22 protein-coding genes, 1 pseudogene and 1 riboswitch are annotated in these 21,775 nt (G+C 66.3%); of the genes and pseudogenes, 15 read left to right on the top strand and 8 right to left on the bottom strand.

All coding sequences use genetic code 11. The features are described from left to right. Positions 1–51: 51 nt before the first annotated feature. Positions 52–393, bottom strand: coding sequence for a DUF1499 domain-containing protein (locus tag GBA63_RS08195; RefSeq protein ID WP_166175104.1), 342 nt, complete (start codon positions 391–393; stop codon positions 52–54). A gap of 165 nt (positions 394–558) precedes the next feature. Here GBA63_RS08195 and aat point away from each other — a divergent pair, with 165 nt between their 5' ends. From aat to GBA63_RS08215, 4 genes are all read left to right on the top strand, one after another. Further along, a complete protein-coding gene (gene aat / locus GBA63_RS08200) occupies positions 559–1,131 on the top strand; it encodes a leucyl/phenylalanyl-tRNA--protein transferase (protein ID WP_166175106.1) in 573 nt (190 codons plus the stop codon). A gap of 93 nt (positions 1,132–1,224) precedes the next feature. Continuing rightward, on the top strand, positions 1,225–2,394 hold the full coding sequence (locus GBA63_RS08205) for a PQQ-dependent sugar dehydrogenase (RefSeq protein ID WP_207957144.1): 1,170 nt from the start codon (positions 1,225–1,227) through the stop codon (positions 2,392–2,394). Positions 2,395–2,412: 18 nt separating this feature from the next. Further along, positions 2,413–3,564, top strand: a complete 1,152-nt coding sequence (locus GBA63_RS08210) for a PQQ-dependent sugar dehydrogenase (protein WP_166175108.1) — start codon at positions 2,413–2,415, stop codon at positions 3,562–3,564. 42 nt (positions 3,565–3,606) lie between these two features. Continuing rightward, a complete protein-coding gene (locus GBA63_RS08215) occupies positions 3,607–4,491 on the top strand; it encodes a PAC2 family protein (RefSeq protein ID WP_166175110.1) in 885 nt (294 codons plus the stop codon). A gap of 230 nt (positions 4,492–4,721) precedes the next feature. On the opposite strand, the gene GBA63_RS08220 is transcribed toward GBA63_RS08215, so the two are convergent. From GBA63_RS08220 to GBA63_RS08235, 4 genes are read right to left on the bottom strand one after another with little or no spacing between them, the layout of a single operon-like run. After that, positions 4,722–5,297 carry a DUF456 domain-containing protein gene (locus GBA63_RS08220; RefSeq protein ID WP_166175112.1) on the bottom strand — a complete coding sequence of 192 codons (576 nt, stop codon included), beginning with the start codon at positions 5,295–5,297 and terminating at the stop codon, positions 4,722–4,724. Then, complete coding sequence (larE, locus tag GBA63_RS08225) at positions 5,297–6,148, bottom strand: ATP-dependent sacrificial sulfur transferase LarE (protein ID WP_166175114.1); 852 nt, start codon at positions 6,146–6,148, stop codon at positions 5,297–5,299. The genes GBA63_RS08220 and larE overlap by 1 nt, the downstream gene beginning before the upstream one ends. Positions 6,149–6,161: 13 nt before the next feature. Further along, positions 6,162–6,734, bottom strand: a complete 573-nt coding sequence (locus tag GBA63_RS08230; protein ID WP_228282372.1) for a peroxiredoxin — start codon at positions 6,732–6,734, stop codon at positions 6,162–6,164. A 2-nt stretch (positions 6,735–6,736) separates the two neighbouring features. Continuing rightward, positions 6,737–7,978 (bottom strand): beta-ketoacyl-[acyl-carrier-protein] synthase family protein, encoded by a 1,242-nt coding sequence (locus GBA63_RS08235; protein WP_166175116.1) that lies wholly within the window; start codon positions 7,976–7,978, stop codon positions 6,737–6,739. Positions 7,979–8,156: 178 nt separating this feature from the next. Between GBA63_RS08235 and GBA63_RS08240 the strand changes: the two genes are divergently transcribed. From GBA63_RS08240 to GBA63_RS08275, 8 genes are all read left to right on the top strand, one after another. Continuing rightward, positions 8,157–8,465 (top strand): hypothetical protein, encoded by a 309-nt coding sequence (locus GBA63_RS08240; protein ID WP_166175118.1) that lies wholly within the window; start codon positions 8,157–8,159, stop codon positions 8,463–8,465. A gap of 9 nt (positions 8,466–8,474) precedes the next feature. Further along, positions 8,475–9,278 (top strand): nitroreductase family protein, encoded by an 804-nt coding sequence (locus GBA63_RS08245; protein ID WP_166175120.1) that lies wholly within the window; start codon positions 8,475–8,477, stop codon positions 9,276–9,278. Next, positions 9,275–10,321: a type III polyketide synthase gene (locus GBA63_RS08250; RefSeq protein ID WP_228282373.1), complete on the top strand. Its 1,047-nt coding sequence runs from the start codon at positions 9,275–9,277 to the stop codon at positions 10,319–10,321. The genes GBA63_RS08245 and GBA63_RS08250 overlap by 4 nt, the downstream gene beginning before the upstream one ends. Positions 10,322–10,388: 67 nt before the next feature. Then, a complete protein-coding gene (locus GBA63_RS08255; RefSeq protein WP_166175122.1) occupies positions 10,389–10,904 on the top strand; it encodes an isoprenylcysteine carboxyl methyltransferase family protein in 516 nt (171 codons plus the stop codon). Between the two features lie 90 nt (positions 10,905–10,994). Next, positions 10,995–12,284: a serine--tRNA ligase gene (serS, locus tag GBA63_RS08260; protein ID WP_166175124.1), complete on the top strand. Its 1,290-nt coding sequence runs from the start codon at positions 10,995–10,997 to the stop codon at positions 12,282–12,284. A gap of 2 nt (positions 12,285–12,286) precedes the next feature. Then, positions 12,287–13,072, top strand: coding sequence for an aspartate/glutamate racemase family protein (locus tag GBA63_RS08265; protein ID WP_166175126.1), 786 nt, complete (start codon positions 12,287–12,289; stop codon positions 13,070–13,072). A 164-nt stretch (positions 13,073–13,236) separates the two neighbouring features. Then, positions 13,237–14,667, top strand: a complete 1,431-nt coding sequence (proS, locus tag GBA63_RS08270) for a proline--tRNA ligase (RefSeq protein ID WP_166175128.1) — start codon at positions 13,237–13,239, stop codon at positions 14,665–14,667. 120 nt (positions 14,668–14,787) lie between these two features. Next, on the top strand, positions 14,788–15,735 hold the full coding sequence (locus GBA63_RS08275) for a hypothetical protein (protein WP_166175130.1): 948 nt from the start codon (positions 14,788–14,790) through the stop codon (positions 15,733–15,735). On the opposite strand, the gene GBA63_RS08280 is transcribed toward GBA63_RS08275, so the two are convergent. The 3 genes from GBA63_RS08280 to GBA63_RS08290 all read right to left on the bottom strand — a co-directional run bounded on the left by GBA63_RS08280 (position 15,732) and on the right by GBA63_RS08290 (position 17,487). After that, positions 15,732–16,097, bottom strand: coding sequence for a hypothetical protein (locus GBA63_RS08280; protein WP_166175132.1), 366 nt, complete (start codon positions 16,095–16,097; stop codon positions 15,732–15,734). The two genes, GBA63_RS08275 and GBA63_RS08280, sit on opposite strands and share 4 nt — an antisense overlap. A gap of 196 nt (positions 16,098–16,293) precedes the next feature. After that, positions 16,294–16,638, bottom strand: a complete 345-nt coding sequence (locus GBA63_RS08285) for a calcium-binding protein (RefSeq protein ID WP_166175134.1) — start codon at positions 16,636–16,638, stop codon at positions 16,294–16,296. 162 nt (positions 16,639–16,800) lie between these two features. Beyond that, positions 16,801–17,487, bottom strand: a complete 687-nt coding sequence (locus GBA63_RS08290; RefSeq protein ID WP_166175136.1) for a response regulator transcription factor — start codon at positions 17,485–17,487, stop codon at positions 16,801–16,803. Positions 17,488–17,583: 96 nt separating this feature from the next. Between GBA63_RS08290 and GBA63_RS08295 the strand changes: the two genes are divergently transcribed. From GBA63_RS08295 to GBA63_RS08305, 3 genes and pseudogenes are all read left to right on the top strand, one after another. Further along, positions 17,584–19,014, top strand: a complete 1,431-nt coding sequence (locus tag GBA63_RS08295; RefSeq protein ID WP_166175138.1) for a sensor histidine kinase — start codon at positions 17,584–17,586, stop codon at positions 19,012–19,014. Between the two features lie 60 nt (positions 19,015–19,074). Continuing rightward, positions 19,075–19,191, top strand: a riboswitch (SAM riboswitch). A 105-nt stretch (positions 19,192–19,296) separates the two neighbouring features. Then, on the top strand, positions 19,297–20,439 hold the full coding sequence (gene metX, locus GBA63_RS08300) for a homoserine O-acetyltransferase MetX (protein WP_166175140.1): 1,143 nt from the start codon (positions 19,297–19,299) through the stop codon (positions 20,437–20,439). Positions 20,440–20,468: 29 nt separating this feature from the next. Next, positions 20,469–21,772: pseudogene (locus tag GBA63_RS08305) on the top strand (O-acetylhomoserine aminocarboxypropyltransferase/cysteine synthase family protein). Positions 21,773–21,775: the final 3 nt, after the last annotated feature.

The following is a 21,775-nucleotide window of genomic DNA, read 5'->3' on the forward strand; positions in this document are numbered from 1 at the left end:
AGCCGGTCGGCACGCTTCGGGCCTGCTTCTCAGGCCCCCGCTTTCAGCCCGTCAGCTTCGGGGATGGGGGGCCTCGCGTTCCACTGCCCGGAGGAGCTCTTTGAGGTTGCGGGGGTTCTGGCCGAGGTCGCCTTTGCCTATTCTGGAGGCGCTCGTGAGGTCCGCCCTGGAGCCGGTTTCGTCGGCGCTGATTTGGATCTTTACGTCGTCCCGGAAGCGGAAGAGGCGCGTCTTGCGGACGGCCTTTAGTTCGCTCTTTTCGGAGGGTCCCACGGTCCAGCGGGGTAAAGTTTCGATGGCGTTTTGGAAAGCGGCCAGCAGGAGCTCGGGGGCGATGGGGTACGTCACGGTGGCTCGGGCCGAGTTGGACGTGGGGCGCTCTATCTGGGTCATGGGGGTTCATTCTAAAGCGGTTTGCAAAGAGACGGAACCTGTTCGCGAAGCCGTCAGCTATCAGCTTTCAGCCAAAAACAAAAGGCTGACAAGCTGAAAGCGGAGGCGAAGCCGAAGCGCGCTGACCGCTGACCGCTAATGGGCCGGCGGCTGTAATATGGCGGCGTGAGGTTGACGGTTGAGATGTTGGAGGCTTGCTACCGGGCCGGCGCGTTCCCGATGGCCGACGGTTATGGACGCATAGAGTTCTACCGCTCGGATCCTCGGAGCATACTGGAGTTCAGAGACTTGCGGGTAGCGAAGTCTTTGGGGCGTGTGATCCGCAAGGGCACCTACGAGGTAAGGGTGGACGAGGACTTCGAGGGCGTAATACGGGCCTGCGCACAGAGGGAGGAGACCTGGATCAACGCCGAGATCATCGCTGCTTACACGCGGCTGCACCGGGCGGGCAAGGCCCACAGCGTCGAGGCTTACAGGGAGGGAGAGCTCGTCGGCGGGCTCTACGGGGTCTCTCTGGGCGGGGCGTTCATGGGGGAGTCCATGTTCACGCGGGCGCGCGACGCCTCCAAGGTCTGCTTCGTGTATCTGGTGAGGCGGCTCGAAGAGCGCGGGTACGAGTTGCTCGACTGCCAGATCCAGAACGACCACCTCGCCAGCCTCGGGGCAAAAGAGATCCCCGCCCGGGAGTACGACCGGCGCCTGGAGAGAGCCCTGAGGCTCGACCGGAGCTTTCTCTGACCGATCTCCCGCCGGGTAAGATCTAATACCCCCCGGTCCGCCGGCGCTGTTAGAATGCTGCGGTCGCAACCGGGATAACTTGGAGTGTGTAATTTGGGAACCACCGCGGGACGAGGCGGCGCCTCGATTCTTCATGCGCCCTCCGCAAAGCATGGGTTCGCAAAGCTGTTCGCGGCGCTGTTCATCTCGCTGGCAGTCTCGTTCGGCCTTTTGTTCGCGGCTGGTGGGATCGAGGCGAAGGCGGTCCGGGGTTTCACCCAGGCGAAGTTCGTCGGGGGGTTGAACGGGCCGACCGCCATGACCTTCGCGCCGGGCGGCAGGATATTCGTCGCCCAGCAGGGCGGCAACCTCCGGGTGGTAAAGGATGGGCGCCTGCTCCCGCGGCCGTTCGTTTCGCTCAACGTGGATTCGCGGGGAGAGCGCGGCCTGCTCGGCGTGACCCTCGACCCCGACTTCGCCGACAACCGCTACGTCTACGTCTACCACACCGTAAAGAGCCCGAGGGTCCACAACCGCGTCACCCGCTTCACGGCGTTCGGGGACCGCGCGGCGGCCGGCAGCCGGCGGACCATCCTCGACCTCGACAACCTTAGCGCCAGGACCAACCACAACGGCGGGGCCATGCACTTCGGGACGGACGGCAAGCTCTACGTCGCCGTCGGGGAGAACGCCGAGGCCTCCAACGCCCAGACCTTGCGCAATTTGAAGGGCAAGATGCTCAGGATAAACAAGGACGGCACCATCCCCGCCGACAACCCGTTCTATGGGGCTGCGGCCGGCAAGAACCGGGCCATCTGGGCGCGGGGCTTGCGCAACCCCTTCTCCTTCGCCATACAGCGGGGGACGACGAAGATGTTCATAAACGACGTCGGGCAGAGGACGTGGGAGGAGATCAACCGCGGCGCCAGGGGCGCCAACTACGGCTGGCCGCGCCACGAGGGGCCGGAGTCGGACCCGAATACCCAGGGCCCGCTCTTCGCCTACAGGCACGGCAACACCAGCGCGACCGGGTGCGCCATCACCGGGGGCACCTTCTACGCCCCGGCCCGAAACCAGTTCCCCCAGTCCTACGTCGGCGACTACTTTTTTGCGGACTTCTGCAACGGTTGGATCCGCAAGCGCGACGCCCAGACCGGCCGCGTGACGCCCTTCGCCACCACGGCCGGCGGCACGGTGGACCTCGACGTCGGCCCGGCCGGTAGCCTCTACTACCTCTCCCGCGGCACGAACTCCATCAACATAATCCGCTACAGGGGAGGGTGACCCGTGAAAGGAACGGTTGTGAGCGAGCATCGGTCCGCGGCGCGCCGGGGTGTGCTAACAATCTGCGCGCTGGTACTGGCGACGGCGCTTGCGGCCCTGGCGCTTTCTGCCGGGGAGGCCGGGGGGGCTGGAAGCGTGCCCCAGGGTTTCACCCAGGCCAGGCTCGCGGCCGGCCTGAGCGATCCGACAACCATGGCCATGGCCCCAGACGGGCGGATCTTCGTCGCCCAGCAAACCGGCCAGCTCAAGGTCATCGAGGACGGAAAGCTCGTCGGGAGATCGGCCATCGACCTCTCGGCCAGGATCGACGCCAGGGGGGAGCGCGGGCTGCTCGGGATCGCCTTCGACCCGGCGTTCCGCAGCAACCGTTGGATCTACCTGTACTACACCCAGCGGGCTACGGACACGATGGCGGCCCACAACCGCGTCGTTCGCTTCGCCGCGAGCGGCGACCGGCTCATAGCGCGCAGCCAGAAGGTCATCCTCAGGCTCGACGATTTGGGCACGGCCACCAACCACAACGGCGGCGCGATCCGCTTCGGGAATGACGGCAAACTCTACGTGGCCGTCGGGGAGAACGCGACCGCGGAAAACGCCCAGAACTTCGGCAACCGGCTCGGCAAGATGCTCAGGATAAACAAGGACGGCACCATCCCCGCCGACAACCCTTTCGCCGACCGGACGCAGGGCGAGAACAGGGCCATCTGGGCGATGGGGCTGCGCAATCCTTACACCTTCGCCGTGCAGCCGGGCAGCGGGCGTATCTTCATAAACGACGTAGGGGCCCAGTCGTGGGAGGAGATCAACGTCGGCATAAAGGGGGCGAACTACGGCTGGCCCGTCCACGAGGGACCCGAGTCAGACCCGATGTACAACCCGCCGCTCTACGCCTACGGGCACGGCACCGGCAAGAACCTCGGGTGCGCCGTCACCGGCGGCGCCTTCTACAATCCGGGTACCGTTACCTACCCGCGCACGTTCGTCGGCGACTACTTTTTCGCCGATTTCTGCGGGGGTTGGATCCGCCGCTACGACTCCAGGGACAAGACGGTCATCACCTTCGCCACCGGCATAGACCGGCCCGTGGACTTGATGGTCGGCGGGGGCGGAAGCCTCCACTACCTGGAGCGCGCCACAGGCTCCGTGTACCGGATCTCGCATCCGGGCTAGCCGGGACTCTAGCCGCGGGATGGGTCGTGGTAAGCTAGCCCCATGGCTAATAGATACGTTAAATTAGATCGGATACCAGAGTTGGAGCGGCCCATCCTGATAGCCGGTTTCACGGGATGGAACGATGCCGCGGAGGCTTCGAGCCTCGCCGTGGGCACGCTGAACGACGCCTGGGAGGCGCGGCGGTTCGGTGCCTTCGACGCCGAGGAGTTTTTGGACTACCAGTCCACGCGGCCCCAGATCATGCTGTCCGACGGCGTCACGCGCACGATAGAGTGGCCCGAGAACGCCCTGAGCGCGACGGCGCCTTCCCTCGACGCGCTGGGTGGCCGCGGCGCGGTGCTTCTCTCCGGCCCTGAACCGAACTTCCGCTGGAGAACGTTCTGCGACGCGGTGGCCGAGACGGCGAAGGAACTCGGGGCCGAGATGGTTATAACGATGGGAGCCCTGCTCGCGGACGTGCCGCACTCGCGTCCGGTCTCCGTGGCCGCCAACTCCCAGGACCCCGCCCTCGTGGAGAACCTCCACCTCTCGGCCTCGCGCTACGAGGGGCCGACCGGCATCACCGGCGTGCTCCACCGCGTCTGCGCGGAGGCCGGCCTCCCGTCGGTGAGCCTCTGGGCCTCCGTCCCGCACTACCTTCCGGCCGTGCCATCGGCCCCCGCGGCCCTGGCCTTGCTCCAGAGCCTCTCCGTCCTGTTGAAGATGGACGTTGACACCTCCGAGTTGGAAGAGACCGCATCGAGCTACCAGGAGCAGGTCTCCGTCGCCGTCTCCCAGGACTCGGACCTCTCCTCCTACGTCCAGATGCTGGAAGAACGCTTCGACTCGCAGGTGGAGGGCGGCGAACGCAACCTCCCCACCGGGGACGACCTCGCCCAGGAGTTGGAGGGGTTCCTGCGCGAGCAACGCCACGACGAAGAGTAGCTAGTCAGCACGCTCCGGCCTAGGGCCTCCGCTTTCAGCACGCATCGGACTGCTCCGCGGGCCTCGCTCTCAGCCTGTCAGCTTTTGGCGTTAGAGGCGTGACCGGGCCGCGCTTTGCGCTGCCGTTCGGACGTCGCGGAAGCGTAGCGCGCCCGGGCGACTGGCTGACAGGCTGAGAGCCCTCGAAGAGGGCGTGCTGAAAGGCGCGAAGCGCCGGGCCGACAAGCTGGCTACAACGCCAGCAGGAAGATGATGACGCTCGCGAGGCCGAGGACGCCTTGCGCTATGGCGGAGATGAGGTAACCGACGAAGACGCCGCCTGCTGCGCGGCCGGTGCGTCTCCAGTCTCCCTGGTTCGTGCGGGCGGGCTCGACCCTGGGTTGTTCGGTGCCGGGGTCCCTCGTACCTTGCCTGCGGCGTTTCAGGTATTCGCCGAGAAAGACGCCGCCTACGGAGCCGAGGATGAGGCCGAAGAGGGAGCCGATGCCGAGGAAGAGGAGGCCCGCGAGGGCGCCGAGGATGCCGCCTATGGCGCCGCCGGCGGTGCCCCAGTTGCTCGCCCCGAAGCGTCGGGCGCCGTAGCTGGTTCCTATGAAATCGGCGACGAGGGCGAGGGCGGCGAAGAGGCCGAGGAGGGCTATCACCCAGCCGCCGACCGCCTCGAAGCCGGTGAAGTAGGCGTAGACGAGGGCCGAGATAAAGATCAGGGTGACCCCCGGCAGGGCCGGGAGGACGCTTCCTACGAGCCCGACGAACATGGCGATCAGGGTGACGACGAGAAGCGTGCCCTCGGGGAGATCCGGCATCAGGAGATCACAGGCAAAGACTTCTTGCCCTTCTTGAGGGCTGCGTTGAGGCTGCCGGACTTGTAGCCGGCGAGGTCGAGCGTGACGTAGAGGAAGCCCGCGTCGAGAAGCTCGGCCGTGATCTTCTCCCGCTCGGCGAAGGCCCGCTCGAGCTCCGTAGGTCCGACCTCCAGGCGGGCTATCTCCCCGTGGTGCCTGACCCGGACCTGCCTGAAGCCCTCGCGGCGCATGAACTCCTCTGCGCGGGCGACCTGGGTGAGCTTCTCGGGCGTGATCTCCTGCCCGTAGGGGAACCTGCTGCTGAGGCAGGCGAGCGCCGGCTTGTCCCAGCTCGGCAACCCGAGCCGCTTCGCCATCTCCCTGACCTCGTCCTTGCCGACCCCGGCCTCGGAGAGCGGCGAGACCACGCCGAGCTCCTTCGCCGCCTTCCTGCCGGGCCTGTAGTCCCCCTCGTCGTCCTTGTTGGCCCCGTCCACCACGCACGCGTAGCCCTTTTCTTCGGCCAGCTTCGCCAGGTCCGAGTAGAGGGTGCTCTTGCAGAAGTAGCAGCGGTTTGTCGGGTTCGAGGCGTAGTTCGGGTCGTCGAGCTCGCGGGTGTTGACCACCAGGTGTTCGACGCCGAGGGAGGCGGCGAAGTCCCGGGCGAGGTCCAGCTCCGACGGAAGGTAGGTCTCGTTGTTCGACGTGACGGCGAGCACCCTGCCCTCCGGCAGCGCCCTTGCCGCTATCGCCAGGGCAAGCGAGGAGTCAACGCCGCCGGAGAAGGCGACGAGCGCGCTCCCGCGCGGGGCGACTATCTCTTCGAGTTCCCTGATCCTCTCTGAGACGGGGTCGGCTGAGACGCTCTGCACTCGTATCACCTCTCTAGTCGCTTGCACGCGCGGAGAGCCACCGGACAACGCTCTCCGCGCTCTCGTTTGGCGGGAAGACGGGGTAGAAGACCTTCTCGATCCGCCCGCCCTCCAAAATCATGGTGAGCCTTTTGGTGAGCACGCTCCCCTCGACCTCGAAGGTGGGGAGCCCGGCTTTTTTCGCGAAGCCAAGACCCTCGTCGCTCAAAAGCTCGAACGGCAGATGCAGCCGTTCGACCGCCTCCTGCTGGTACGCGGTACTTTGCGTGCTGAGGCCGAAGACTGTGGCGCCGAGGGCCCGGAGCTCCCCGTGGTGGTCCCGGAACGAGCAAGACTGTGGCGTACACCCGCGGGCGCCGGGGATCTCATCCCAGCCCACTGGAAGATCCCGGTCGGGCCGGCCCGTCATCGGGTAGCAGTAGACAACCGTCGTGCCGGGGAGCGCCGAGAGGTCCACCGTCCCGCCGCCAGTGGAAAGCAGGGGGACCGGCGGCAGGGCCATCCCCGGCAGGTGGTCGGCCGCGCCGTCGTCGGCGGGTTCGGGTAGGCCCGCCGGGAGGCTTTGGAAATTTTCTGTTTCGGACAAACCTACGCCCGTTCCAGGACCACGGCCGCGTTGTGGCCGCCGACGCCGAGGTTCGCGCAGAGGGCGGCCTTAAGGTCGGGGGCGTCGCGGGGTTCGTTGACCACGTAGTCCAGGTCGGCGCAGCCATCGGCCAGGGAGTCGAGGTTGCGCATGGGGGGGACGGTCTTCTCCTTCAGGGCGAGGGCGCAGATCGCGGTCTCTATGGCGCCCGAGGCGCCCAAAGAGTGCCCCAGCGTGGACTTCGTCGCGGAGACCATGGCGTTCGGGTTGATCTGGGCCATCGCCTGGGACTCCGGGCCGTCGCCGGCCACCGTGCCCGTGCCGTGGGGGTTGATGTAGTCGATCTGATCCTCTTCGAGACCCGAGGCCTTGACGGCGAGCCGCATGGCCCTCAGGATGCCGCGGCCCTTAGGGTCCGGGTCCGTCAGGTTGTGGGCGTCCGTGCTGCGGCCCACGCCGGTGATCCTGGCGTACGGCTCGGCCCCGCGGCGCTCGACGGACTCCGCGCTCTCAAGCAGCATCATCGCGCAGCCTTCGCCTATCAGGAAGCCCGAGTGGTTCGAGTCGTAGGGGCGGCAGGCGCCCTCGGGGTCGTCGTTGCGGCGGCTCATGGCGCGCATGGCTATAAAGCCGGCGACAATGACGGGGGTAATGGAGGCTTCCGAGGCCCCGCAGAGGACCATGTCGGCGTCGCCGCGCCGGATCAGGTCGAAGCCCAAAGCCATCATGTCCGTCCCGCAGGTGCAGGCAAGGGCACCGGTAATGGAAGGCCCCTGCACGCCGAGCTGGATGCCGACGTGGGCGGCGGCGGAGTTCGGCATGATCTTGGTGACCGAGAACGGGTTGACCCGCGTCGGGCCCTTGCTGTCTATGGTCGCCTGGGTCGTCTCCATGCTGGTGACGCCGCCGATGCCGCTGCCTAGGATCAGGCCCACCCTTTCGGGGTCGTTGTTGAGGGTGTCCCAGGCGTCCCCGTCTTCGAGGGCGAGCTTGGAGGAGGCGAGGCCTATCTGGGCGAAGCGGTCTGTGCGGGCCGCGACCTTGCGGTCCATGAAGTCCGTAGGCTCGAAGTCGTTGCACTCGGCGGCGATTCTGACGTCGAACCCGTCCGGGTCGAAGAGCGAGATCGGGCCGGCCCCGCTCTTGTTGGCGAGCAGCGAGCTCCAGAAATCCTTCCGGCCGACCCCGACCGGGCTGACCACGCCGATTCCGGTTATGTAAGCCTCCGGGCGTCCGTTCTCCATCTCGCCCTCCACGAATGTATAGCATTAGACCTTATAGGAACCCCCGCATCTTAGCACCGTCGCCGCGCGAAGAGGCACGGTCCGCCGTCTTCGGGTGGCCGTGAAGGCGGGTACGTTCGTATTCGGCGCCTGTGCTATAAACGGGAGAGCAATCCGGGAAGGAGCACCGCTGGCGTCCGTGATCTTCTACTCCGCCTCGATCCTGTTCGGGCTCAACTTCGCCCTCGGCGTGCTCGTGCAGTTCGGCATCGTAGATACCAAGCCTTTTCGCTGGCTTCACCACGCGCTCTTCTTCGCCGTCTTCGCCTCCGCGGCCCTGGCCGTGGCGGTTGGCTTCTGGCAGGGTGAGCCCTACCGCTGGGCGCTCCTGCCGGTCCTCGCCCTGTACGTGGTCCTGCCAAGGGTGCGGGCCGGGACCGCCGGGCACGCGGCGCTGGCGGGGGCCGCGTTGGTCTTTTACGCAACCGGGCTCGTGTTCTCCCTGTAGGAGGGTTTGTTGGATTTTCTCGAAGTCGTGAGGCGCCGCAGGACCACGAACGGCCCCTTTCTGCCCGACCCCGTAAAGCCGGAGCACCAGCGGCTGCTCGTGGAGGTCGGCGGCATGGCGCCGTCCCACTTCAACAGCCAGCCCTGGCGCTTCGTGCTCGTCGAGGACAGGGAGAAGATCGAAGAAGTAGCCCGCATAAGCGGCGACAGCATGAGGCAACTCCTGGAAGAGGGCACGTTCTGGAAACGCTACCGCCCGTACTTCCGCTTCTCCGAGGCCGAGATGGAGGAGCGGCGCGACGGTATCTTCTTCGACCAGATGCCCTCGGTCCTGAAGCCCTTCTCGCGCCAGGTCTTCTCGAACACCGGCCAGGCCGTGATGAACCGCTTCGGCGTCCCGAAGACTCTCGGGGAGGACAACCGCAAGCTGGTCGCCGGCTCCCCGCTTCTGCTCGCCGTGCTGCTGGACAAGACGGAGTACCGGCCGGGCGAGCTCTCGGGCTTCTACTCGGTCTTCGGGATGGGGGCCGCGATAGAGAACATCTGGCTGACCACCACCGAGCTCGGCATGGGCATCCAGTTCGTCTCGACGCCGATGGAGATACCGGAGAACTGGAAGAGGCTGCAGGACCTCCTGAAGGTCCCGGACGAACTGGAGCTCATGGCCGTCTACCGGCTGGGCTACCTGCCCGAGAACCAGAGGCGTCCCACGATAGACTGGTCGAGCCGGCAGCGAAAGAGGATCTCGCAGTACGTCTTCCGCGAGACCTGCGAGACGCCCGAGGCTGACCCGGGCCGGGAGGCGGCGCGTTGAGCGGCCCGAAGATACTCTCCGTGGCTGGGGCCGTGCCGCCGCATCGGGTCGGGCAGGCCGAGGTCAAGGAGTTCGCGCGCGGCATGTTCGGGGAGGTCTATCGGGACATAGAGCGCCTCACCCCCGTCTTCGACAACGTCCACGTCGAGAACCGCCACTTCTGCGTGCCACTCGAATGGTTCGAGACGGACCACACCTTCCCCGAGAAGAACGCGCTCTACGTCGAGCACGCGCTCGACCTATCGGAGAAGGCGGCCAGGCGCGCGATGGACAGGGCCGGGGTACGCCCGGGCGAGATCGGCGCGATCCTCTTCTTCTCGACCACCGGGATCGCGACGCCCTCGCTCGACTCGAAGCTGATCTTCTCCCTGGGCCTATCCGAGCACGTCAGGCGCGTCCCTATCTGGGGCCTCGGATGCTCGGCCGGCGCCTCTACCCTTGCCCGCGCCGCCGAACACGCCCGCCTCTACCCGGAGCAAAAGGTGCTGATGGTCGGCGTGGAACTCAGCGGCCTCACTTTCCAGCGCGGCGACCGCTCGAAGAGCAACCTCGTCTCGACCAGCCTCTTCGCGGATGGGGCCGCGGCGGCGGTCGTCGGGAGCGGGGAGGGCCCCGAACTCCTCGGAAGCCGCAGCACGACCTGGCCCGACACCGAAGAGGTGATGGGGTGGGACCTGATCGAGACCGGCCTCAAAGTCCAACTCTCCAAGAGCGTCCCCGACATAGTCCGCACCAAGCTTCGCGAAGACCTGCAAGGGGCCTGCGACTCCCTGAACCTCCCCTTCGAAGAACTCGCGCACTTCGTCCTCCACCCCGGCGGCGCCAAGGTCCTCGACGCCTTCGAGGAAGTCCTCGGCATAGAACGCGGCGGCCTCACGTTCTCCCGCGGCGTCCTGCGCGACCACGGCAACATGTCCAGCGTGACGGTGCTGTTCATCCTGGAGCGCTTCCTGCAGAGCGGGGAGCCTTCGCCCGGTGACCTCGGCGTGCTCTCGGCGATGGGGCCGGGGTTCTCCGCGGAGCACGTGTTTTTCCGATGCTGACGAGTCAGCACCTGAGCTGTCAGCTGTCAGCCATCAGCCATCAGCTTTTCTTGGGCGGTACGTTTCGGTGAACGCGGCGCTCCTCGTCATTGTTGTCGCGCTCGTGGGTTTGCAGCGGCTGTTGGAAGTCCGGTACTCGCGACGCAACGAGGCGCGGCTTCGGGCGCGGGGGGCGGTGGAGCGGGGGAGAGCGCATTATCCGGCGATGGTGGCGATTCATGCGCTCTGGCTGGTGTCGACGCTGGGCGAGGGGCTGTTGCGCGGGCCCGAGCCCCCGGCGTGGTGGCCCGTGCCGCTCGCGCTGTTCTTGCTCGTCCAGCCGTTGCGTTACTGGGCGATCTCCTCCCTCGGGGAGAACTGGAACGTTCGCATACTCGCCGTGCCGGGTGCGAAGCTGGTTAGAAGCGGGCCGTACAGCCTGTTTCCCCACCCGAACTACATCGTCGTGGCCGTAGAAGTGTTTACACTACCCTTGATCTTCGGCGCCTGGACCACGGCATTCGTTTTCTCGGCCCTCAACGCCGGTTTCCTCTACGTCCGTATACGGGCCGAGAACCGCGCACTCAAAGAACTTGCAGGCTAAGATAACGCTCGGGCGTCGGCTTTTCGCTCCTTGCTGATAGCTGACCGCTGAAAGCTGAAAGCCAATAGCTGCTGACCGAAGGGAAGCACCGTGCTCGATCTCAAATTTATCCGCGAGAACGCGGACGCCGTTCAGGAGAACTGCAGGAACCGCGGCGTCGAGGCTGACGTGGGGCTTGTGGTGGAGCTCGCCGACAGGCGCTCGGCGCTCATTCAGGAACTCAACGAGCTCAAGCAGCGGCAGAACCAGACGGCGAAGAGCATCGGGCAGGAGCGAGACCCCGAAGCCCGCGAGAAGCTCATCGCGGGGTCTAGGGAGATGAAACAGGAGGTACCCCAAAAGGAAACCGAGCTTACCGAAGTAGAAGGGCGGTTGCGGGAGGAGCAGCTCAAGATACCCAACATGACCCATCCCGACTCGCCCATCGGCAGGGACGACTCCGAGAACGTCGAGATCCGGCGCTCCGGAGAGATCCCAGATTTCTCCTTCGAGCCGAAGGACCACGTAGAGTTGGGCGAGGCGCTCGGCATCATAGACTTCGAGGCCGGGGCGAAGACCACGGGCAGCAAGTTCTACTTTCTGAGGGGCGACGCGGTTCTTCTGGAGCTTGGCCTGATCCGGTACGCGCTCGACCTCATCACGCAGTACGGTTACGAACCGACGATCACGCCCGACCTTGCCCGCGACGAGGCGCTGGTCGGGACGGGCTTCATTCCCCGCGGTCCCGAGACCCAGATCTACTCGGTCGAAGACGACGACCTGTCTTTGATCGCGACCGCCGAGATCCCGCTCGCGGGCCAGCTCACGGACGAGATCGTGGACGAGAAGCGCCTGCCTTTACGCTTCGCGGGCCTCTCCCACTGCTTCCGCACAGAGGCGGGCTCCCACGGCCGGGCGAGCCGCGGCCTGTACCGCGTCCACCAGTTCACCAAGGTCGAGATGTTCGCCTTCACGACGCCGGAGGATTCGGAGAAAGTCCACGAGGAGATGGTCGAGATAGAAGAACGTATCTTCCAGGGCCTCGGCCTGCCTTACCGCGTCGTCGACATCTGCACCGGCGACCTGGGCGGCGCCGCATACCGCAAGTACGACCTTGAAGCCTGGATGCCCGGAAGAAACGACTTCGGAGAGGTGACGAGCACCTCGAACACCACCGACTACCAGGCCCGCCGCCTCCGCATCCGCTACCGCAGGGACGGGGGACGTCCCCAGCTTCTCCACACCTTGAACGGCACGGCCATCGCCATGAGCCGCGCCCTGATCGCACTGCTCGAGATCTACCAGCAGGAGGACGGCTCCGTAAGGCTGCCGGAAGCCCTGGTCCCTTACGTGGGTAAGGAGGTCCTGGAGCCGGGCGTCTCCAGGGGGGCTGGGGGTTAGCGATGACGGAGGCCGCATCGGGCGCCCGCGTCTGGTACCAGAGCTTCGTGGACGAGGAGGAGCAGCGTCCGTACATCGACCGGCTGCGGGATCACCTCGGCACCGTGGCGGACGCGGGCTTCGACCACGAGGTCGTCGGTATCTCGCCCCCGGACAGGCACTTCCACCCGGTTACGGAGTTCAGGATCGCCTCCCGCGTCATCCGAAACGCCCTGGCGGCCGAGGAGCGGGGCTTCGACGCGTTCGTCGTCGGGCACTTCCAGGAGCCGGGCATCAACGAGTGCAAGGGGGCGGTCGGCATCCCGGTCATCGGCCTCGGGGAGGCGACGATGCTCCACGCCATGACCCTCGGGCGCAAGATAGGGCTCGTCACCATCAACCCGATCTTCATCCCCTGGCACGAGGATCAGATTTCGCGCTACGGACTCGGCGAACGCGTCGTAGGCGTCCGCGCCGTCGACACCCACGTGGACGACTACATGAAGGCCTTCGAGGACGAGAAAGCCTACGACGCGGTTCGCGAGCAGTTCCGCCGGCAGGCGGGACCCTTGCTCGAGATGGGGGTGGAGGTGATCGTACCCGCAGGCGGCCTTCCGATGCTTCTCTTCGCGAAGGAACGAGGCTTCTCCATCGAAGGCGCCACCGTGCTGAACGGCATCACCGTCGCCGCGAAGTCGGCCGAGATGGCGATCAAGCTAAAAAACCTCGACGGCACCTCCGTCAGCCGCCGCTCCTGGTTCGCCAAAGCCTCGCCGGAGGCTATACAAGAATTCCTCGAAAGCCAATAACTTCCGCGCCACGGCACAGTTTTCGTGGTAACCGCGTCGGCTCGGCGCGTATTGACTAGCCTATTGGTCATCTGGTAGTAGGCTGATGGAAGCGGGCAAGAGCCAGACGGCGGCTATACTGCCCGTAAATCGCAAAGAGTTGGAATCTTGAGAGGAGCGCCCGTATGGCCGAGGCGGTCGAGAAGCTTACGAAGAAGAGCGAAGACCCGAGCAAGTGGTACCTGCAGCTTGTCAGGATGGCGAAGCTGGCGGATTACGGGCCGGTTCGGGGGACGTTCGCTATTCGGCCTTACGGGTTCGAGATCTGGGAGCGCGTCCAGCGCGACCTGGACGACCGCTTCAAGGCGACAGGCCACAAGAACGCCTACTTCCCGCTCCTCATCCCCGAGAGCTACCTGAAGAAGGAGGCCGAGCACGTCGAGGGCTTCGACCCCGAGCTCGCCTGGGTGACCATCGGGGGGAGGGAGGAACTGGAGGAGCGGCTCGCCATCAGGCCGACGAGTGAGAGCATCATCTGCGACTTCTACAAGAATTGGATCCAGAGCTACCGCGACCTCCCCATCCTCATCAACCAGTGGTGCAACGTCCTGCGCTGGGAGAAGGTTACGCGGCCCTTCCTCCGCACGTCCGAGTTCCTCTGGCAGGAGGGCCACACGGTCCACGCGACGGCCGAGGAGGCCCGCGCCGAGACCCTCCAGATGCTGAACGTCTACCAGGACTGCTTCCACGAGGCGATGGCGATTCCGGTCTTGACGGGCGTCAAGAGCCCCTCCGAACGCTTCGCGGGCGCTGTGGAGACGTTCACCTGCGAGGCGCTGATGGGGGATGGGCGGGCCTTGCAGGCCGCGACGAGCCACGATCTCGGGCAGAACTTCGCGAAGGCCTTCGACATCACGTTTTTGGACGAGCAGCAGGAGCGGGTCCATCCTTACCAGACGTCGTGGGGGTTCTCGACGAGGACCATAGGCGGGCTCATCCTGGTCCACGGCGACGATCGGGGCCTGAAGCTGCCGCCGAGGATAGCGCCGACGCAGGCCGTCGTCGTCCCGATCTGGCGCGGCAACAACAAGGGCGAGGTGCGCCGCGAGGCCGAGGCGCTGTACTCGGAGTTGAAAGACGCCGGCCTTCGGATGGAGGTGGACCTCGACGAGGAGCACTCCCCCGGCTGGAAGTTCAACGAGCACGAGTTGCGCGGCGTGCCCGTGCGGGTCGAGCTGGGCCCGAAGGACATCGAGAAGGGGCAGGCCGTCCTCGTGCGGCGCGACACGCGGGAGAAGGAGTTCGTAGATAGGAAGGAACTGGCCGTGCGGCTGCAGGCTTTGATGGGGGAGATCCAGGAGAATATGCTCCGCCAGGCCGCCGCCTTCCGCCACGAGAACACCCGTCAGGCCGAGAGCTACGACGAGTTCAAGGAGATCATCGCCGAGAAGCGGGGCTTCGTCGTCGCCCCGTGGGACGGGACGGCCGAGACGGAGCAGAAGATCAAAGACGACACCAAGGCGACCATCAGGCTCCTACCCTTCGAGCGGCAGGACGGGGAGGACCTCGTCTCGGGCAAGCCCGGACAGACCGCGGTCTTCGCCCGCGCTTACTAGGGTAGGCCCCGGGCTGCGCCTTCCGCGCAGCCCTTTGACGACGCGGGTCGGAGCGGTTAGCATTAATATGTTTTGTGGCGAAGCGCCCGTGTTGCGGGCGCTGCATCCGGAGGGGGCTCCGTGGGATCGTTCCTGATAGAGAGAAAGTTCTTTGTGCCGCGTCGGTTGGGTCTGTGCCTGCTTGCTCTGGTTCTAGGCGGGGGGATGCTGGCGGCGGTCTATGGGAAAGACGCCGGGGCCGAGGAGTACTCCGCCTACTCCGACCCCGACAAGACGGCGCTCTCCCTGATCCTCTCGGAGCCGCGGAACGTCCGCGAATTCGAGCAAGAGTTCGGGCTCGATGATGCCGAGGTGGGGAAGGTCCTCGCCGCGGTGCGCGAGGAGAACGAGAAGTTGGCCGAGGAGTACGCCGCGAGCGAGAAGATAGTGGCCGCCAACAAGTCACTCCCGGACGAGAAGGTGGCTGACAGGATCTCCGCCTCCGACTACGACGAGACGGTAGAGGGGGCCATCGGCGAGACGAAAGAGAGCGTGACGGACCTGCTGCCCAGAGGTGGCGAGCCCGAGTTACGGGCGTGGGTGGACGAGCAGTGGGCGCAGGAGGTCTCGTCCTCTTCCGAAGAGAGTTATGCGCGGGTGGAGGAGACGAAGGCCGGGCGAAGGGTGGTGTGCAAGGTCTTCGCCACGCAGTACATCGGCTACACCAGGTACGAGGCGTCCCTTCCTCACCGCACGCTCAAGTTCGGCTCGCGGCCCCAGGTGGTTATCAAGCGGATCAACGGCAACGTGGCGGTGCGGCCCCGGATCAAGGAGGTCGGGCCCTGGAATACCTACGACAATTACTGGCAGACTAGGAAGAACCGCACCATGTGGAAGAGCCTCAAGCGCTGCGTTCCCCAGGCGCACGCGGCCTACTACCGGAATTACAACGGCGGTAAAGACGAGTTCGGGCGTACGGTCCTAAACCCCGCAGGGGTAGATCTGACACCCGCCGTCGCCAGCGACCTGCGACTGGGCAAGTACCAGAACGCCTGGGTCTACGTCAAGTTCCCCTGGCTGCGGCGTTAGGGGCGCGCGGGCCGGTCCTCGCTCCGGGGGGGTAGCGCGGGGAAATCTTCGGCTTCGTCGAGGACCGCGAGCAACTCCGTCAACGAGAGGTCGCCCACCTCCCGAAGAAAGCCGCCGCAAGAGATGGTGCCCGGGACGCCCTCCTCGGTAGGTACCGTCACCCAGGTCGTGTTCGGGTCGGCAGTACCCTCCGAGCGGCTGGCGCAGATCACCACGTGGGGCTCCAGCCTGTATACCTGCGCCGGAACGGCTTCGAGCGGGGAGACCGTGACCCGCGCGGACGGTCGGAGGGCCTGTATGGCGCGGGCTATAGCCTCCCGGTACGATCGGTACTCGTCCCCGAAAGCGACCAGCACCCGCATGCCGCGTGTCCCTGCGGGATCGCACCCGGACCGGCCTGCGCGTCTGGCCGCGCCGCGTGCGCCGCCCTCAGTGCCTCCGATGCCCCAGGGCCCCGGCACGACCGGGGCCATACTCGCCAGGCTCGCAACCATGTTCACCTCCCCGCCATCTTCAGTGGCGCCCGGTCAGAAGGACCGGGCGCCTGCCGAACAACGTCTAGCCAACCCTGACCCTCTCGCAGTTGCTCATGACGCGGTCCTCGGTGCTTGGATCGACGCGCGCCCGGTCGAAGCCGGCCCCGCAGTTGACCAGGTCGTCCTCGGCGCGGCCGGGGTCGACGGCGTTTATGAAGTCGTTGCCGTCGCCGCCGAAGAGGCGGTCGGAGTCGCCGCGACCGATCAGGGTGTCCCCGCCTCCCCGGCCGCGAAGCGTGTCGTTCTCGGCCGTGCCGACCAACCTGTCGGGGCCGTTGTCGCCCGTAAGGTTGAGCGCAAGGGCCGTGCCGCCGAAGATCGTGAGCATCAGGCCCGTCACCGCCACCAGCATGGCCATCTTCTTCATTGCCGCGCCTTTCCGTCGCCTGCCTTTCCCGTCTTCCACGGTACTCTCTTCGGCGGGGCGATCAAGGGCGCGGCGGTTAAATAGCCTTCACTATGCGCGCCCTGCGATTAAACTGTTTTCATCGAAGGGCGGTGGGCCCCGAAACCACCCGTTGGGGGGCCGTTACGCCCCCTGAGCCCGGGGCGGATCGAAGCGGTATCCGACGCCCCGGATCGCGGTGATCGAAGACCGTTCGCCGGGGTGGTCGATCTTGTGCCTGAGGTGCCTGACGTAGACGTCGAGGACGTTCGAGCCAGGGTCGAAGTCGTAGCCCCAGATCTCGGCCAGGATGCGCTGGCGGGTGAGCTCTTCGCCGGGGCGGCGCGCGAAGTATTCGAGCAGCACGAACTCCCTCGGAGAGAGCTCTATCTCCTTGTCTCCGCGCCAGAGGCGGCGGGCGAGGAGGTCGATGCGGAGGTCTCCGGCGTTGATCTCGACAGGCTCCTGACGCCCGACGCGGCGGCTTAAGGCCTCGATCCTCGCCATCAGCTCCTCGAAGGCGAAGGGCTTGGTGAGGTAGTCGTCGGCTCCCGAACGCAGGGCCACCACCTTGTTCTCGAGGTCGTCGCGGGCCGTAAGCATGAGGACCGGCAGGTTGGGCCGGATGGACCGGATGCGCTGAAGGACCTCGTGGCCGTCGATGTCGGGGAGGGAGATGTCCAGCAGGACGAACTCCACACCCTCGTCGGCCGCGAGCCTGGCGCCTTCCTCGCCGCTCTCCGTGCCGACGAGGTCGTGCCCGTAGGCGGCCAGGATGCGCTTCAGCGACCGGACGATCGCCGCGTCGTCTTCGACTATCAGGATCTTCATTGGTCAGGCAGTATATATCGGCGGGAAATCTCCGGGTATCGGACATGGTCCGATAACGCTATAGTACGGGCTCCGCAGGGTACGCGGGGGGCGTCTATGGGGTGGATAAAGAAAACCGCGTCGCAACCCTGGCTGGTCGCCGTCGTGGCGGGTAGCCTCATAGCCATGATCGCGCTCGCCGGCCTCGTCGGCCTTATGAACAACCTCTACGTCAAGAAGATCACGGACGGCGGCCTCGAACACGCAGTCCAGCTGGAGACCCGTTCTAGCAACCTGAGGGACGCGGTCTCGGAGCTCCAGTTTCACCATCGCGACCTGCTCCTCTACGGCCCTGTGGAGGAGCACGTGCAGGACATAGACCGGGCCTACGACGACGTCATCGAGCAGATAGACCTCCTGGACAGCCTCGGGGTCCGCGACCCCGAGGCGCCGCAGCCCGACAGCCTGCGCCGAATGGCGAACGCCTACTACGAGGGCTTCAAGCCCGTGGCGGACAGGCAGGCCTCGGACCCCGGCGCGTTCGAGCTGGCGAGCGACCGCGGCCTCGCGCAACTGGCCGAGTTGGATCGGGCCGCCGTCGACCTGGAGGCGCGCGGGCAGGATCGCGCCGCGGAGGCGCTCGTCGACCTATCCGCGGCCGAGGACGTGGAGAGGATCGTCCTGATCCTCGTCGCCACGGGCCTGGTGCTCGCCCTCATCGCGCTCACGTACACCGGTTGGCGGATGATGCTGCTCATCGGCGAGCTGCGCGGCCTCCACGCCGAGCAGCGGGCCGCGGCGGAGGCGAGGGCCGACTTTCTGGCCGACGTCTCCCACGAGCTGAGGACGCCCCTTACCGTGCTCCGCTCGAACGCCGAGTTCGGCCTGGCCATCGACAAGGACTGGGCCCACAGGGACGTCCTCGAAGAGGTGGTCAAGGAGTCGGTCCACATGTCGCGCATGGTCGAGGACCTCCTCTTTCTGGCCCGCTCGGATACCTCCTCACCCCCGATGGAGACACGTCCCGTCAGCGTTCCGCTCTTCGTGGCGGATCTCGCGGGGAGATCCGAGGTGCTCGCGAGGGAGCACGGCTCGCGGTTCGAGACCGGCCTCGAAGGGGAGGGTGAGATCCGGATAGACCCCTCTCGCATGGAGCAGGCGGTGCTCGCGCTCGTGGACAACGCCGCCAAGTACGGCCCCGTTGGCGGCCTCGTCTCGCTCACCTCGTCCACGGACGGCGGAGAGTTGCGCATCGAGGTGGCCGACGAGGGACCGGGCATACCCCGGGAGGAGCTGGAGCGGATCTTCGAGCGGTTCCACCGGGTAGGCGGTACCCGCTCCCGCAGGGCCGGCGGCTCCGGGCTCGGCCTCTCGATAGCCAAGTCGATAGTGGAGCTTCACGGGGGCCGCATCGAGGCGCAAGCCCCGCCCGGCGGCGGGACCAGGATGACCGTGTGCCTGCCACTCGACCACGCGGCCAAACCTGCCCCCGGGCCTGCCGTAGAGGCCCCCGGCCGGGAGGGCGGAACGGTCGGACGGTCCGGCTAGAGACCGTCCCCGCCCTTGACGGCGGGAGACGAGTTGTTTAGCATCCGCTTCTAGCGCGAACTCGCATCGAGAGCGGTGGAGGGAACTGGCCCCGAGAAACCGCGGCAACCGGCGGAGCACGTTTACGCGAGGTGCCAAGTCCAGCAGGACGGCCATTACCGTTCTGGAAGATGTGGGGAGGGGCGGGCAGCCTCTTCTGCGGGCGGGTTGCGCGGTGGGCGGGAAGACTCTCGCCGGAGGCGTGGCACGCGATCATAGAGGGAGGCTGCATTACTACTGAGCATGACACTAGACCCGGGGGCCGGCGCTAGTCAGGCCCCGGCCCAGGGAACCCCGGGCAGACTCAACCACTCCATCGGCGCTTTCGAGCCGGAGCTCGGCGGCGTCCTCAACGACGTTACCCTGGCCTACGAGACCTGGGGCGAGTTAAACGCGGACGCGGACAACGTCGTCCTGATCACGCACGCCCTGACCGGCGACTCGCACGCGGCCGGCGGCCCCTGCGCGGAACACAGGCGCGGCGGCTGGTGGGACCCGATGGTCGGGCCGGGCCGACCCGTCGATACCGGGAAGTACTTCGTCGTCTGCTCGAACGTGCTCGGCGGCTGCTCCGGCAGCACGGGGCCCTCTTCCGTGGACTCTGAGACCGGAGAGCCCTACGGGATGCGTTTCCCGGTCGTCACGATCCGGGACATGGTCAGGGCGCAGAAGCGGCTGCTCGACGACCTCGGCGTCTCCGGGCTGGCGCTCGTCATCGGCGGCTCCATCGGCGGGCAGCAGGCGCTCGAATGGGCCGTCGAGTTCCCCGACTTCGTCGAAAAGGCCGTCCCGGTCGCGGCGACGGGCGCGTTGGGACCGCAGGGCGTTGGGATGAGCGAGATCGGACGCCGCGCCATCATGGCCGACCCCGGCTGGCAGAACGGGGACTACTACGACACGGGCAAGACCCCGGAAGAAGGGCTCGCCATAGCCCGCATGGCCGGCATGATGACCTACCAGAGCGCCCCGGGCCAGTGGGAGCGGTTCGGCCGCAGGCCGGCGGGACGCCCCGCGCTCCACAAGGAGTTCGGCGGCCGGTTCGAGATAGAGAGCTACCTCCACTACCAGGGCAACGACCTGGTGGGGCGCTTCGACGCCAACTCCTACCTCTACCTCGGCCGCGCCATGGACCTCTACGACGTGGCAAACGGCTACGGCTCCACCGAAGAGGCCCTCTCTCGCGTCTGTGCCGAACTCCTCTTCGTGGGCATAACCAGCGACTGGCTCTTCCCCGCGAGCGAAGTAAAGGACACGGCAGACAAGGCAAGCCGGGCCGGCGCCAGGTCCAACTACGTCGAAATAGACACCCTGAGCGGGCACGACGCCTTCCTCAAAGACTGGACCGAACTGGAGCAAGCGGTCAAGCCGTTCATAACCAACACCTGAAGCCTGAAACCTACAAACAAGGAGCGAAAATGGACACCACCGAAAACCAGTCTGCAGAGCGAAATCTCGGGTTCGACACCCTGGCATTGCACGGGGGGCAGGCGCCCGATCCGGCGACGTCCGCGCGGGCGGTCCCGATCTACCAGACCACCTCCTACGTCTTCGACGACACCGACCACGCGGCGAACCTCTTCTCGCTCGCCGAGCCGGGCAACATCTACACCCGCATCATGAACCCACAAACGACGTCTTCGAGCAGCGGATGGCGCTCCTGGAGGGCGGCGTCGGGGCGCTCGCCGTCGCCTCCGGCCAGGCGGCCGAGACGCTCGCGATCCTCAACCTCGCGGGGGCCGGGGACGAGATAGTCTCGGCAGCCGCCCTCTACGGCGGCACCTACAACCTCTTCCACTACACCCTCCCCAAGATAGGCATCAACGTAAAGTTCGTCGACTCGAACGACCCGGAGAACATCCGCGCCGCCATCACGGACAAGACCAAGGCCGTCTACGCCGAGACCGTCGGCAACCCGGCCCTCTACACCCTCGACATCAGGGGGGTGGCGGACGTGGCCCACGAGGCCGGCGTGCCGCTTATCGTGGACAACACGGTCCCGTCCCCGTACCTCGTCAACCCGCTCGCCCACGGGGCGGACATCGTGGTCCACTCGGCGACGAAATTCATTGGCGGGCACGGGACGAGCATTGGCGGCGTGATCGTGGACGGCGGCAGGTTCCCCTGGGACAACGGCCGCTTCCCCGGGTTCACCGAGCCCGACCCGTCGTACCACGGACTGGAGATCTACCCGACCCTTGGCGAACTCTCCTTTATCCTCAAGGCGCGCGTCCAGATGCTCCGCGACTACGGCCCGGCCCTCTCCCCGTTCCACTCCTTCCTGTTCTTGCAGGGCCTCGAAACGCTGCCCCTGCGCATGGAGCGCCACTCCCAGAACGCGATGGCCGTCGCCGAGTTCTTGCAGGCCCACCCGAAGGTCAACTGGGTGAACTATCCCGGCCTCGCGGACCATCCGGGTTACGAGACGGCGAAGAAGTACCACAGGGAGGGGATGTTCGGCGCCATCCTGGGCTTCGGGATCGAGGGTGGACTCGAGGCCGGCAAGGCGTTCATCAACCGCCTGGAGCTCCACAGCCTGCTCGCCAACATAGGGGACGCTAAGAGCCTCGTGATCCACCCGGCCTCCACCACCCACTCCCAGCTCACGGCCGAGGAGCAGCGCTCCACGGGCGTCACGGACGACTACGTCCGCCTCTCCGTCGGCCTGGAGTCCATAGACGACATCCTCTACGACCTCGAACAGGCGCTGAACGGGGCGTGAGAG

Source organism: Rubrobacter tropicus (assembly GCF_011492945.1).
Lineage (GTDB): Bacteria > Actinomycetota > Rubrobacteria > Rubrobacterales > Rubrobacteraceae > Rubrobacter_D > Rubrobacter_D tropicus.